We start from the raw sequence: 15,188 nt of genomic DNA on the forward strand, positions 1-15,188 counted from the left end.
TTCTAATTTTAGATTGATTTTTCGAGGTAATATTCAAGTTGATAACGGCTATCGAGATAATTATCAAAAGCACTCCAAGCATTTACCTCGATTCTAATGGCATCTCTTATATTTTGAAGGAAGGTTACATAATCTATAGCACCTTCCTTAAATGCCAATACAGATCCTTCCTGTTGCTCTTTAGCCAAGGGAAGCGCTTCATCCTTATAATAGTTCCATGAATTTCTCCATTTGATGAATTCTTCCCGCATATTTTTATAGGCAGTTTCCAATTCGAGTTTATCCTGATAAAAATTTTGCTCTGCAATCTTTCGATTCACTTGTGCTTCCTGAGTACGGCCTAATTCAGGTCCAAAGAATAACGGAATTTGGATTCCTATTTGATATTGGAAGAAACCCGATTGCCCATTAATTTCCTGCCTGGCATACTGTCCCTGAAATTTTGGTAGAAATTCAGATTTCCGTTCTCTGGTTAAAGCTTTTGCAACATTAACTCTCTGTTCTGAAACCTCAAGAGCCGGGTGGGTTTTGAGTGACTCTGTCAGAAAATTTAAAGGTTCATCTAATGCTTCGGCAGTTACATCTGGTACATCATAGATCGTATCACTAACAAACCACAAATTTAGACGCTGTAATGATTTCAGGTAATTTCGATAAGCTTGTTCCAGTTGTATTTTTACCTCGTTTCCCTGATTGGATGTAGCAAGATACTCCAGTTTAGAAGTAGCTTCTGTCTCATACCTGATTCTTGCAGCTCTTTCAATGTCTTCAAAAATTGAATCCATTTTCTTATATACCTGATACCTCTTTTTACTTGTATAAACTGAAGCCCAGGCCCTACTTACTTCACGTTCCACTTCTAAGGTATTGAGTTCTAAAGCATTTTCAGCAAGGGCCACCCTTTCTTTTTGCAATTTTAACCGGGGGGCAATTCCAAAAACATCTATGCCTTGTTGTTGAACACCAATTTGAGTATAGATCCCATCTGAACCATTTCCTACCTCTTCTTTTCCAGTAAAGATTTGGGTATTCCCAAAATCATAAGCGGTTTTACGCAGTACTTCTTCACTTTCAATTTCAAGCTGAGCGGCTTTTAGCTGAGGAAAGTTTTTGATTGCTATTTCGCGGGCTTTTTCCAAACTTATGGTTTGTAAAGTATCCTGTTGTGGATATTCAGATGAAACAGCATCAGATTGTGCATTTACGGAAAAGGTTCCGCCTAACATCAAACCAATTATCAAAATCGTAGTTAAAGATCCTGAATTAGAAGTATCCAGCTTATTCTGTTCTTTTTTCTCACGCTTTCTTTCCACAATGGTGTATAACACTGGTAAAACAACCAGGGTAAGCAGTGTAGCTGTAAGCATACCACCTATAACCACCGTAGCAAGTGGTTGTTGAACTTCTGCACCGGCAGAGGTGGAAAATGCCATTGGTAGAAAACCGAAAATATCTGTTGTTGCTGTTAACATAATTGGGCGAATTCGTTCTTTGGTTCCTGTAAAAATTCTATCTTTTATACTGGTTACTCCTTCTTCTTTTAAAGAATTGAATCTATTTATTAGTACCAGTCCGTTTAAAACTGCAACCCCGAACAAAACAATGAAGCCTACACCGGCCGAAATACTAAATGGCATACCTCTTAACCAAAGTGCATAAACACCTCCAATAGCAGCCAGAGGTATCGCCATATAGATCATGATAGATTGGGAAAAAGATTGTAGGGCAAAATATAGAAGTACGAAAATCAAGAATAAAGCTATTGGTACCACAATCACTAATCGATCTTTGGCACTCTGAAGATTTTCGAATTCTCCTCCATAGGTAATGTAATAACCGGGTGGTAATTCTAATTCCTCATCTAATTTTTGCTGAATGTCGTTAACCACAGACTCTACATCCCTTCCCCGTGCATTTACTCCTACATAGGTTCTTCTGTATGTGTCATCTCTCGAGATCTGCATAGGTCCTGGAACATAGTCAATATCTGCTATTTCTTTTATAGGTACCTGGGTTCCATCGGGCAAGTCGATATACATTCCTCGTAAGTCATCAATATTCTTTCTATGTTTTTCATCAAATCTTACTACTAAATCGAATCGTTTTTCACCTTCAAAGATGACCCCGGCCGTTCCTCCGGCAAAAGCGGTGCTTATATAATCATTGACTTTCTGAATATCCAGTCCATATTGGGCAATTTTATCACGGTTAAATCTAACTGTCATTTGAGGTAGGCCGGAGGTTCTCTCCGCGTTTACATCTCCTGCACCAGGAACGGTTTGGATAATATTGGCCATTTCCTGCACCTTTTCTGACAATACCTCTAAATCTTCACCATACAACTTAACCGCAATATCTTCTCTAACCCCTTCTAATAACTCATTGAACCTCAATTCTACGGGTTGAGTAAACACTAGATTAACACCCGTAAGATCTTCATTTAGTATTTCCTTAATCTGTTCAATAAGCCCTTCCTTAGTTTCAGAACTTGTCCATTTATCCTTGTCCTTCTCAAGGATTAAGTACATATCGGCAATATCCATTGGCATGGGATCTGTGGGAATGTCGGCCACTCCAATTCTGGCCGTTACCGTTTTAATTTCAGGAAAGTTTTCTAAAAGTATATTTTCAATTTTTTTTGAAACTTCGATAGACTCTGTTAATGAACTACCTGGTCTAATCAAAGCCTGCATGGCAATATCCCCTTCATCAAGTTGAGGCACAAATTCTCCTCCCATTCTGGAAAAGAGGAAACCGGCTATCACAAGTAGAACCACGGCAGATCCAATTACGATCAGTTTCAATTTTAATGCTCCTTTTAATAAAGGCATGTATACTTTTTGTATTCCGCCAATTATCCTGTCACTTACTTTTTCCAGCCAGCGTTCGAACTTTCCAAACCAGTTCTTTTTATTCTGAATTGGTTTCATAAATAAAGCAGACATCATAGGAACGTATGTAAGGCATAAGAAGATAGCACCTATCATAGCAAAACCGAAAGTATACGCCATCGGCTTAAACATTTTACCTTCTACCCCGGTAAGAAAAAGAATGGGTGTAAATACGATAAGTATAATAATTTGTCCAAAAAATGCAGAGCTCATCATCGTGCTCCCAGCATCATAGGCTACTTCATCCATTTTAGCCTGATTGAATTTCACCTTGCCAGATCTTATCCGTTTTTGTATTTCATACACGGTTCCCTCGATGATAATCACTGCACCGTCTATAATGATTCCAAAATCGATTGCCCCCAAACTCATTAGATTGGCCCAGACATTGAATTGCTTCATTAAAATAAAAGCAAAAAGCAGTGATAAGGGAATAGTGGTAGCAGTAATAAGTCCACCTCTTAGACTACCTAATAACAATACCAGGGCAAAAATCACTATCAATGCACCTTCCAGTAAATTTGTTTTAACGGTATCGGTTGTTCGTGCTATTAATTCACTTCGATCAATAATTGGCTCTATGGTCAAACCTTCAGGAAGGGACTTCTCGACTTCAGCCATACGATCCTTGACATCCTGAATGACTGCGTTGGGATTAGCACCTTTCAGCATCATAATAATTCCCCCAACGGCTTCTTCCCCATCCTGGGTAAAAGCTCCGTATCGTACCTGATTTCCAAACTGAACATTTTCCGCAACATCCCCAATCGTGATCGGGATTGCATTTTCTGTAGTAATGGCAATTTTCTTTATGTCCTCCAGTGAACGAATTAAGCCCTCACCCCTAATAAAATTCGACATTTTATTTTTCTCGATATAGGCTCCTCCAGTATTTACATTATTCCGTGCCAGCGCCTCATAAACTTCAGAGATGCTAATACCCATACTGTTTAATTTTTCCGGGTTGATTGCTACCTCATATTGCTTTATGGAGCCTCCAAAAGAATTTACTTCAACCACGCCTTCCAGTAAGGTGAGTTGTCGCTTGACTATCCAGTCCTGAATAGTTCGTAATTCCATAGGGGAATATTCAGTTTCATATCCCTCCTTTGGCTTTATGGTATACTCATAAATTTGACCCAATCCGGTTGAAATAGGTCCCATAGCAGGACTACCAAATTTGTCGGGAATAGTTTTACCCAATTCAGTGAGCTTCTCCTGTACAAGTTGTCGAGGGAGGTATGTCCCCATATCATCTTTGAAGACAATAGTAACTACAGAAAGGCCAAAGCGTGAAATAGAGCGAATCTCTGTAACCCCAGGTAAATTACCCATCGAAAGTTCTACGGGATAGGTTACAAATTGTTCTATATCTTCTGTGGCAAGATTAGGTGACTGGGTGATCACCTGAACCTGATTGTTAGTAATATCTGGTACCGATCCCAGATTTACTGTAGACATGGACCAAATACCAGTACCTATAAGTGCTAAGGTGAGTAGCCCAATAATAAATTTATTATTAATGGAAAATGAAATGATTCTATTGATCATATAAAAAAATTAATTCAGTTAAACATCTCGACAGTCCACGAATAGAGGAAATCGATATCGTTTTAGGCTTCAGAAAACAAGGGCTTTGGATGAAAAAGGATATAACTATCCTATTAAAAAAACTGAATTAAACTTTTGGAGGATCTAAAAAGGAAAGAATAGGTTCTTCCACTGAGCTGTCAAAATGGACAAAGGCTTTTGATGGAATTTCCATAATCAAAGGTTTGAAATTTGAAGAACCAAAATCTACTGTGTGCACATGGCAGCAATGGCAACTACAAAAAGGAGGGCATAAATCCGCTACTTGGTCATGTGAATGATCTATATCTAAATTCTGGGTAGCAACCATAGTTACTTCTGAGCCAGAACTAACTTCTGAAGTATCACTGTCATTACAGGCTAATAAATTAAGCCCCAGTACATATAAAGATAATATGAATGCCATTATTTTCACATTACAAAGATAATTAAATAGGCATGCACAGGGTGTGCAAAAAGTATTGTAGCCATATAAATTTTAAATGGATGAAACCTCGAGTCCTTACTACATCAATTGAAAATTCAGGAAAAAACTAGTCATGAATATTCGTGAATAATTAAATACTAATAATTTTTGCCCCCTATTTAACCCCCCTGTTAAAACAAAAAACCCTTAACTACAAGTAGTTAAGGGTTTTTCTTGTTGGCCTACTAGGGCTCGAACCTAGACTCTTCTGGACCAAAACCAGACGTGTTGCCAGTTACACCATAGGCCAGTGCTTAAATGCGGATGCAAATTTAAGACAAAGTTTCTATCGCGCAAACTTTTTCAAAAAGAATTTCATTAAAATTTCAATTTTTTTCGGAAAGCATATTTTTTCTATTCATTTCCAGACACTTCCAAAATATTCGCTTTTCCATTCCGTTTGTAAAGCATTCAGCATATTATTATTAAATTCGCCCCTTCAGTAGAATTACACGAGTATTTATGACAGATTTCAACTTTAGTAAGTGGAATAAGATCCTGGGATGGCTGGTTTTTCTTATTGCCCTCACCACCTATACACTTACTCTGGAACCAACGGCAAGTTTCTGGGATGCCGGTGAATATATTGCTACCTCTGCCAACCTGGAAGTTGGTCACCCACCGGGAGCTCCATTTTATCAAATGATGGGCGCATTTTTTGCCACTTTTGCGGCAGACAATACTCAGGTCGCCCTAATGATCAACTTTATGTCTGGTTTTGCCAGTGCCGTAGCCATCATGTTTATGTTCTGGTCTATCAGCTTACTGGTGCTAAAGATCGCCGGACCTCGAGAAACACTTACCGATGCTAAGAAAATAGCCGTTCTGGGTAGTGCCCTCGTTGGCTCACTTGCATTTACTTTTACCGACAGCTTCTGGTTTAATGCCGTGGAAGCCGAAGTATACGCCATGGCTGCCTGCTTTATGTCGGTTATGTTTTATTTAGGACTACTCTGGGAACGGGATATGTTCACTCCGCGTGGAAATCGCTGGATCATTCTTATCTCCCTGGTAATCGGTCTCTCTTTTGGGGTTCACTTTATGGGTCTGTTAACCTTACCGGCTATCGGATTCCTTTATTTCTTTAAAAACTATAAGAAGGTTACCGTCAAGAACTTCATCATCGCCAACGTGGTCGTAGTAGCTGTTCTTATGTTTATCTTCAAACTGCTATTACCTTATACGCTTACTTTCTTTTCTGCTTCAGAATTGTTCTTTACCAATTCCCTGGGAATGCCTTTTAATACAGGAACAGCAATCGCTTTACTTGCCATCATCGCTATATTCTATTTCCTGATCAATATCACTCGCAAGCGTAACCTGTATCAGTACAACACACTACTGCTTTGTATACTATTTGTTCTAATCGGTTTCTCCAGCTGGGTAATGCTACCGGTTCGTAGTAATGCACCAACCGTGATTAATGAAAACAGCCCCGATAATGCCCGTGAGCTGCTAGCCTATTATAATCGTGAGCAATATGGGGAAACTCATCTATTCTACGGCCCTCAGTGGTCTGAGATGTATTCCGGACTTGATGAAAATAATCCTTATCGCGATGGAAAACCTCAATATGAAAAAGACGAGGAACTTGGAAAGTATGTGATCGTTAATGAATATAAGAACGCACGCCAGAACCTGGACGATGATCATAAAGCAGTGCTACCAAGAATGTGGAGTACTGAGCACGCCACCAATTACATGGAATTCACCGGTCCTCTGGAATTCACGATCAAACCAGAATTTCAAAGTGAAGAAAGACTTATAAGTGCGATCAACGAATTCCGCACTCAGTTTTCCCGTGGTGAGAGGGATATGGAAGACTACCATAATTTCTTAAGACAGTTTAGCGATTACATCAATGTAGAGAAACCCTCATTCTCATCAAACATCAGCTACTTTCTGGAGTATCAGGTTGGCTATATGTACTGGCGTTATTTTATGTGGAACTTCACTGGGAGACAGGATGATATACAGGGAAAATTTGGAGATCTGCATGGAAACTGGATCAGCGGAATCGATTTTATTGATGAATGGCATATTGGTTCGCAAGAGAATTTACCTTCAGATGTAAAAAATAACAAGGCTCGAAATACCTACTATTTCCTGCCGCTCTTACTCGGACTGATTGGACTCATTTTTCAGTTGAAAAGAGATCAGAAGAATTTCTGGGTGCTTATGGTGTTTTTCCTTTTTACTGGAATTGCACTGAAAGTTTACTTGAATGAAAGGCCTTTTGAACCAAGAGAACGGGACTATGCGCTCGTAGGATCCTTCTATGTTTTTGCGATCTGGATAGGCTTTGGAGTCTATGCGATCTTCGACAAACTTAAAGCTATGATTGGGCCTAAAATTCTGGCTCCGGTAGTGGTGATCGCAAGTTTACTTGCTGTGCCAATGCTTCTTGCTTCGGAAAACTGGGATGATCACGATCGTTCCGGCAGAGACACTGCACTAACCATGGCCCGGATGTACCTGGATTCCATCGATGAAAATGCCATTATATTTACCATTGGTGATAATGATACATTTGCGCTCTGGTATGTTCAGCAAATTGAAAAATACCGAACCGATGTACGTGTAATTAATACAAGTTTACTGGCAACCGACTGGTATATTGACCAGATGAAGCGAAAAGCTTTTGATAGTGATGCGATCCCGTCGCAATTACCGCAGGACTGGTATAACGGAAAGAACGATGCGATCTTCCTGCGCGAAGTAACCCAAGACACTGTGGGCATCAAAACCTGGATGAATTATATTCAGAATGAAGATCCAAGAACCATGGCTGAATTACAAAGTGGGTCCATGATCAACACTTTCCCTTCTAAATATGTTCGAATTCCGGTAGACAAGCAAAATGTACTGGACAATAATATCGTAGACCGTTCTGAAGCAAACGAGATCGTTGATCATATAGATATTGAGATTGGTGACCAGGTGCTTTACAAGAACAGGCTGTTGATGCTCGATATCATTGCCAACAACGATTGGAAACGTCCTATCTATTTTACCGGCGGAAGTTTTGGTGACGATGATTACCTATGGATGAAAGATTATCTTCAACTGGAAGGAGTTACTTATAAACTTGTACCTATTCAAACTCCTCTTGATCCCCGAAATCCTTTCGATATGGGTCGCGTGAATACAGAGAAGATGTACAATATCGTGAAGAACTGGAACTGGGGAAATATGGGGTCTTCAGATATCTATCATGATCCTGAAACCCGTAAAAACTCTATTACCTATAGAAGCAACCTCGCAAGACTGACTGAGAATCTCCTTAATGAGGGCGATACTATACATGCTGAAGAGATCCTTGACCTGGGAATGCAACATATGCCGGTCGAGCATTATGAATATTATACATTACTGGAACCTTTTATTACCGGTTACTACGAAGTTAATAAACCTCAGAAAGCTCGTGAGATCTGGGAGAAAGTGACTAAGAAATATCAGGAGAATCTAGAATTTTATAGTAGCTGGGAAGTAGAACGTCAATACAGATACGCTGATGAGATCATCACAGATATGGAACGTTACCGCGGCCTGGTTGACATTATGATGGTTTATGAGGATCGTGAGACGGCCAGAGTGAAAGCTGAAGAATTCAATACCTATCTAAAAAAGTTCAGGCATTTCTATCGTGAAGATGAAGAAATAGATGCCGAAGCAAAATCTCCGCAACAGGAGATACTGGAAGCACTTGATGGCGCAACTCCCATAGGGCAACCGGACGATTCGGTTTCGCTGCAAAGTGATCAGCAATAAAATTAAACCCGGCCAATTGCGCCGGGTTTTTTATTTTTGAATATTGATGAGTTTATTCCTGCCTAAATATCCTTCAGTCCTGAAACTTCTTTATCCAAAACGCATTTCCAGGATAAAGGATAATAATGCTATCTATCTGACTTTCGATGACGGCCCAATCCCAGAGATCACTCCATGGGTACTGAATCTGTTGGAACAGTATTCAGCAAAGGCTACCTTTTTCTGTATTGGTGAGAATGTTCAAAAGTACCCGGAAATCTTCCGAAGTATTTTAGAAAAAGGACACTGTGTGGGAAATCACACGTATAATCACCTTAACGGTTGGAAAACTAGTAAAGCCGTGTATATCGAGAATACCGAGAAAACTCAGCAGGTATTTACTGCTAATAAATTCTTTCCAGAGACAAAGTTTTTCAGACCGCCCTATGGTAAGATCTTGAATGCCCAGGCACGTGAACTTGTGGAACAAGATTATAAAATTGTGATGTGGGATGTAATAAGTGGTGATTATGACCACAGTATTTCAGCAGAAAAGTGCTACCGGAATGTAATAAATAATGCTGTTGCTGGAAGTACGATCGTCTTCCATGATTCAGAAAAAGCATTTAAAAACCTCAGGGAAGTATTACCCAGAGTGATGAGATATTATGCTGAAAAAGGCTTCACTTTCAAAAGTCTTACTGATGCTCCTTTAAAAGACCAATAAGCGTATTTGCATTTTGCTCACCGCTCTGGCGCCATTTCATTTCACCATCCCTGTAGATCATAAGCGTTGGCAAACCCTTTACTCTTAAGGCCTCAGCAAGCTGAGAATTCTTATCCACATCGATCTTTATGACCTTGGCTTTATCACCTAAAGCGGCCGCGACATCACGTAATACCGGATGCATGGCTTCGGAAGCTTCGCTCCATTCAGCATAAAAATCCAGAAGTACCGGAATGTTCAGATCTACTAGTTCACCAAACTTTGACATAATTCAGTATTTATTTTTTCGGTTATTTACCGTGTTCGCCAGCTATAATCAAATATAGGAAATTCTTTGTATTAAGCTGGTTTAGGTCCTTTTTTCAGTTCGATGACGCTAATTTCGGGCCATATTCCTATTCTACCAGGATATGCCAGAAATCCGAATCCTCTATTTACATTAATATAGCGTCCTGCTTCTTCGTAAATTCCAGCCCAGTGCTTGTAACGATATTGCACAGGACTCCACTTTAACCAACCCGGAATCTCGATCCCAAATTGCATCCCGTGAGTATGGCCGCTAAGCGTTAAATGATAATGTTTTTCATCTTTCTTAACCTCTTCTTCCCAGTGAGACGGATCGTGGCTAAGTAATACTTTAAAATCTTTACTGGAGAGTCCGTTTCCGGCCTTTTGAAGATCACCGGCTTTTTTGAATCCGCCAATTCCCCAATTCTCTACTCCTACCAGCGCTATCTTTTGTCCGTTTCTCTCGATAAGACTGTGTTCGTTCAGCATTAACTTCCAGCCCATTTCTGCATGAGTATCCCTTAGGCGTTGTAAATTCTGCTTTTTTGCTTCCGGACTTTCCCACTGCGTATAATCTCCGTAGTCATGATTTCCGAGGATAGAATATACACCGTCCCTGGCATTTACCTGCGAGAACACGTCTTTCCAGTTCTCCATTTCCGAAGCTTTATTATTCACAAGATCTCCGGTGAAAACCACCAGATCACTTTCCTGCTCTTTCAAAAGATCAACACCATACTGTATCTTTTCTTTATTATCGAAACTTCCACTATGCACATCACTAATCTGGCTGATGGTATAACCATCAAAAGACTCGGGAAGGTCATCGAAATAAAGTGTATATCGCAACACCCTGAAGTTGTACCGACCTTTTACCATTCCGTATAACAAACCAGCAAAAGGAATTGCCGCAAGGCCCAAAGCCACTGTACTTATAAATTTTCTTCTTGATGGAATAGAAAAACTTTCTGAAGAGCCGAATAATTTTTGAAAACCTGCAAATGGAAGTCTTAGAAAATCTTCTCCTAGCAGAACTAAAGCAAGTACAATTTTCGCTACAAAGAATGCAAGAAAAATACCTATCGCGTAACCCCTGCCACCTCCAAAACCATCATTAGGATTAGGCTGATTAAATTGATAGAAAAGATTAGCAATCACAACGATCGAGATCAGGAAATAGAACGAGGCAACCCATACATTCTTTGAAAATACCCGTAAAGCCTGAAAAGCGTAAAGATCTACGATAATGTAGATAACGGCAAGAATCAACCAGCGCATTAAGTAGTTTTTTGCGAAGATATTGGGAATCCCGTGGTTGCCACAGATTTTTAGTTCAATTTAACTAATAAAGACAAAGGCAGAATAAATGAATATCCTACCTCTGTCCAACAAACTATTAAATTTACTGTGCGCTCCAGCCACCATCGAGCACGTAGGCTGATCCTGTAATTGCTGAAGAGTCTTCCTTCGCTAAAAAAAGGGCTAATTCTGCGATCTTTTTTTCAGGGATAAATTCTTTGACAGCCTGCTTCTTAAGCATTACCTGTTTTACTACCTCCTCTTCGGTAAGACCATGAGCTTTCGCCTGATCCTTTATCTGTCCTTCCACCAAAGGGGTTTTTACGTAACCAGGGCAAATAGCATTACAGGTAATATTATGACCTGCACCTTCCAGACCCAGTACTTTCGTTAAACCAATAACTCCATGTTTTGCAGAGACATAAGCCGACTTATATTCTGAAGCCCGGATGCCGTGTACAGAGGAAATATTGATGATTCTGCCAAATCTATTGTTTTTCATAGAAGGCCAGACAGCTCTGGAAGCAACAAACACAGAGCTCAGGTTGATGGCTATGATGTCATTCCATTTATCCAGTGGGAACTCCTCTACCTTGGAAACATATTGAATTCCGGCATTATTTACGAGTATATCGATCTTTCCAAACTCATTTATAGTTGTTGCAATAAGTTCATTAATAGCCTCCTGATCCTTCAGGTTGGCATTGGAAAAATTTGTTCTTACTGAATTTTCTTCGCCAATTTTACTGGCTATTTCTGAGCCGTTCGATTCCAGTCCATGAAACATAATATCGTACCCAGCTTCAGCAAATGCAATAGCAATAGACTTACCAATTCCGCTGGTACTTCCGGTTATCAAAGCTACTCTGTTCATGATCTAAAAAATTTTAGAAGTGCTTTATTGAAGTTTTCTGGCTGATCCATGGTTACTCCATGCCTGGAATCATTGATTACTTCCAGTTTTGCATTTTTCATTTCTGAAGTATAAGATTGCTTTAAAGTTACCGGTGTATAATCAAGTTCTGAAGCAACCACCAAAGTTGGTGTATCTATAGTTCTGATCTTATCTCCAATTCCCCATTCCATAAGTGTGATAAAAGAATTGTAATAAGCATCCAGATCATTCTTTTTTGCTCTCGAATAAAAAGCTGTTCTCAGATCTTCCTGATCCTTTTCAGGAAACATACCTATAGCTACTTTCTCTGCCATGGCTTCCATGCCCTGGGACCTCAACATTTCAGTTCGCTCTGCGATCATTTGCTCTCCCATCTCTCCCAGCGCATTAAAATCTGGCGCGGTATTTACAATGACCATTTTTGAAATTCTATCGCTGATTCTGGTTGCCATTTCAAAAGCGATCGCACCACCCATTGAAAAACCTACTACTATGCAATCTGCTATCTTCAATCTATCCAACAGCAGCTTCATATCTTCTGCACATTTCTGAACTCCGTAATCCTCTTTTAGCCTAGGTTTTGAAGAGTTTCCATGTCCTCGAAGATCTGGCGCTATAACTCTGAATTCTTCTGAAAATAATTGCTTCTGAAGATCCCAATCTGCCTTTGTGGATCCCAATCCGTGAAGAAGAAGAATTACTTCTCCTTCTCCCCGATCAAGATATTCAAGGCTAATCCCGTTTTCTAATTCTGCTTTACAGATCATCTGTTATACAGGATTTTATCTTAATTTTTTCCTATTGGCAGGTGATATTTCAGCTCTACCATAAACAGTCTACCAATTTCCGGAGAAGCCACAAATTGTCTTACTTCAGAATCAAAAAGATTGGTTATAGAAACTCCAACTGTCCAGTTATCGTTCACGTGATAACCAGCATTAAGATCCATATTGAAGAATCCTCCTAGTGGACCATAATTCCAGGTTCTACCGTTTCGCGCATTTTCGATGACGTCATCTACTCCATCACCATTCAGGTCCTGAGTTTCAGCAGCGATATTGATCCCTGAAAAGAAGTCATATTCCTGTACATAACGGCCATATAGAGAACCAAAGAATTTAGCTCCGGTATAGTAATATCCAATCCCAAATTTATTTTCCGGAGTGTTGATAGGAAGATCTGTTTCCAGCACCTGTCCATCTCTATTCGCATCGTTAGCCGGATCATTCTCATCCAGTTCATATCCAAAATATGAGTAGTTAAATGAGAGTCGGTTTTTATCATTAAGGAAGTAGTTGATTCCAAGATCTGCCCCATAAGTATCCACTTGCCCGAAGTTGAGGTACGTAAGTACAAAAGAACCATCTGAACCTGCGATCACATCTCCAATTGGAGTCTCTCCCCTGGTCGCAACCGGAGAAGTCGCAGAAATGTTGATTAGCGGACTTAGGAAATCTTCCGATTTGTTGTAGTATGCATTCGCTTCGAAAAATGTCTTTTCTCCAAACAGTTTTCCTTTGTATCCAATTTCCCAGGATTTTATAGTTTCAACTTTTAGCTCAGAAATTTCTGTACCATCCTGTAACGTGAAACCTTCTCCGTTACCCAGCACAAGACCCCCAAAAAGGTTTCCGCTAAGGTTTAATATCGATGGAGCCGCAATACCCTTTCCATAAGTAAGCCTGAAACTACCAAAGTCAAAGTTCTTTACGATCGCTGCCTTCGGAATAAAATTCCCTCCATAAAGTTCATGATCATCATATCTACCAACGAATAAAAGATCCACTCCTGCATCTTCAAAACTATATTCCAACTGGCCATAAACTCCAACCTGATCAATTTCAATGGTTCCTTCTTCATCCAAAAGATAAGTACCATTAGAATCGGCATTATCTTTCTGATATTGAGCACCAACCACGTAAGTTAGGTTTCCGAAGTTGTTATTATACTGCGCTTCTGCATTCAGCCTCGTAGAAGCATCCTCGAACACAGATCCTCTTGGAAGGCTAATTCCGCCATTTGGAGCTCCTTCAATCGGGAACCACTGCTCGGTAAATGATCTTGCTCTAGCTTCCTCATCTGTAAATCCATTATTGATAAAAGAAACATAGTTTTGTGTACGCTGGTTGATCGCGTAGGTATCCTCTGTCTTACTCCAGGTGTGATATAAGTTTCCGTAGAAATGCGGTGAAACATATTTTAACTGTAGATAATCTATAGACCAGTCCTTGATCTGGTTTCTCCCAGCATTCGTAACGCCAAGGTTTGAATTATTACTGTGCCCATAAGAAGCGATCAAGTCACTCGTTTCATTAAGACTGAAATAAGTAGCTGCACCATATTTTGTTGTCGAAAAGTCTCTGTCCAGATCCAGTTCATTATATGCTGTAGTTCCCACATAAACTGAATCTACATAATCAAATTCCTCTCCCTGAGTTCTTTCTGCCCAGACTTTAAAAGCAAATTTATCGCTCACCTCCATGGCATAGCGCCCACGAACTGTGAACTGCTTCTGGTTACCAGCTCCAACCACAAGGTCCAGACCTTCAGAAGTTCTTGGATCCTTGGTTAGTGTATTTACAAGTCCGTTATGAGCATTTGGACCATAGAGAGCTGCATTAGGACCTAAAATAATCTCGACTCTTTCAATATCTTCCTTTGTGATCGTCGTAAACGAGCCAAGCGGCAAACCTGTAGCTACCAGCGAAGAAATTCTCCCGTCCTCGATCTGAAGGTTTTTAGAGTTGAAAGCTGAATTGAATCCTCGAATATTGATTCCGGTTCCCTGCACTCCTGTTCTAACGAAATCCACTCCTTTTTGTCTAGCGGCTAATTCACCCGGATTGGGACCAGGAAAGTCGGCAATCTGCTTTGCAGAGATCACATTAACCGTTGCCGGCGCTTTAGTGATCTTTTGAGGTCTTCTATTTGCTGAAATCACAACTTCATCCATTACCGAGGATGATGGATTTAAACTAAAATCCATGGTCAAGTTCTGCCCTTCAGCGATGCTAATATCCCTGGTAAGAGTTTCGTAACCCATAAAGAAAACCTCAATGGTATAATCATCTGGTTCAAGATCCAGTTTATAATTCCCATTCTCGTTCGTGGTAGCGCCGGTGTTGGTTCCTCTTACTACAATATTGGTTCCCAGTAAAGGTTCCCCGGTAGCGGCATCTGTAACTGTCCCGCTAATGCTTCCCGTTTGAGCGTATGCAAAAACGCCGAACAGCATGCTCATAATGGTGAAAAGTCTAATCTTCATAAAAGATAGTTTTTGAT

9 protein-coding genes and 1 tRNA gene are annotated in these 15,188 nt (G+C 40.0%); 2 read left to right on the top strand and 8 right to left on the bottom strand.

Annotation, left to right across the window (positions count from 1 at the left end; genetic code table 11):
• Positions 1-8: 8 nt before the first annotated feature.
• The 3 genes from JM79_RS14560 to JM79_RS14570 all read right to left on the bottom strand — a co-directional run bounded on the left by JM79_RS14560 (position 9) and on the right by JM79_RS14570 (position 5,197).
• Positions 9-4,442, bottom strand: a complete 4,434-nt coding sequence (locus JM79_RS14560; protein WP_141878853.1) for a CusA/CzcA family heavy metal efflux RND transporter — start codon at positions 4,440-4,442, stop codon at positions 9-11.
• Positions 4,443-4,569: 127 nt separating this feature from the next.
• On the bottom strand, positions 4,570-4,887 hold the full coding sequence (locus JM79_RS14565; RefSeq protein ID WP_185739511.1) for a DUF6660 family protein: 318 nt from the start codon (positions 4,885-4,887) through the stop codon (positions 4,570-4,572).
• Positions 4,888-5,124: 237 nt separating this feature from the next.
• A tRNA-Gln gene (locus JM79_RS14570) sits at positions 5,125-5,197 on the bottom strand.
• A 212-nt stretch (positions 5,198-5,409) separates the two neighbouring features.
• Here JM79_RS14570 and JM79_RS14575 point away from each other — a divergent pair.
• Entirely contained in the window at positions 5,410-8,718 is a 3,309-nt protein-coding gene (locus tag JM79_RS14575) for a DUF2723 domain-containing protein (RefSeq protein WP_141878854.1), read from the top strand.
• A 46-nt stretch (positions 8,719-8,764) separates the two neighbouring features.
• Positions 8,765-9,424: a polysaccharide deacetylase family protein gene (locus tag JM79_RS14580; protein WP_141878855.1), complete on the top strand. Its 660-nt coding sequence runs from the start codon at positions 8,765-8,767 to the stop codon at positions 9,422-9,424.
• Here the strand turns inward: JM79_RS14580 and JM79_RS14585 are convergent.
• The 5 genes from JM79_RS14585 to JM79_RS14605 all read right to left on the bottom strand — a co-directional run bounded on the left by JM79_RS14585 (position 9,396) and on the right by JM79_RS14605 (position 15,171).
• The gene (locus JM79_RS14585) at positions 9,396-9,692 is read right to left on the bottom strand and encodes a thioredoxin family protein (RefSeq protein ID WP_141878856.1); all 297 of its coding nucleotides are present in this window, start codon (positions 9,690-9,692) and stop codon (positions 9,396-9,398) included. The two genes, JM79_RS14580 and JM79_RS14585, sit on opposite strands and share 29 nt — an antisense overlap.
• Before the next feature lie 71 nt (positions 9,693-9,763).
• Positions 9,764-10,990 carry a metallophosphoesterase gene (locus JM79_RS14590; protein ID WP_141878857.1) on the bottom strand — a complete coding sequence of 409 codons (1,227 nt, stop codon included), beginning with the start codon at positions 10,988-10,990 and terminating at the stop codon, positions 9,764-9,766.
• A 124-nt stretch (positions 10,991-11,114) separates the two neighbouring features.
• A complete protein-coding gene (locus tag JM79_RS14595; protein WP_141878858.1) occupies positions 11,115-11,885 on the bottom strand; it encodes a 3-hydroxybutyrate dehydrogenase in 771 nt (256 codons plus the stop codon).
• The gene (locus JM79_RS14600; protein ID WP_141878859.1) at positions 11,882-12,673 is read right to left on the bottom strand and encodes an alpha/beta hydrolase; all 792 of its coding nucleotides are present in this window, start codon (positions 12,671-12,673) and stop codon (positions 11,882-11,884) included. Before JM79_RS14600 ends, JM79_RS14595 begins: the two co-directional genes overlap by 4 nt.
• 20 nt (positions 12,674-12,693) lie before the next feature.
• Positions 12,694-15,171, bottom strand: a complete 2,478-nt coding sequence (locus JM79_RS14605) for a TonB-dependent receptor (RefSeq protein WP_141878860.1) — start codon at positions 15,169-15,171, stop codon at positions 12,694-12,696.
• Between the last annotated feature and the right edge of the window lie 17 nt (positions 15,172-15,188).

This window comes from Gramella sp. Hel_I_59, from assembly GCF_006714895.1.
Lineage (GTDB): Bacteria > Bacteroidota > Bacteroidia > Flavobacteriales > Flavobacteriaceae > Christiangramia.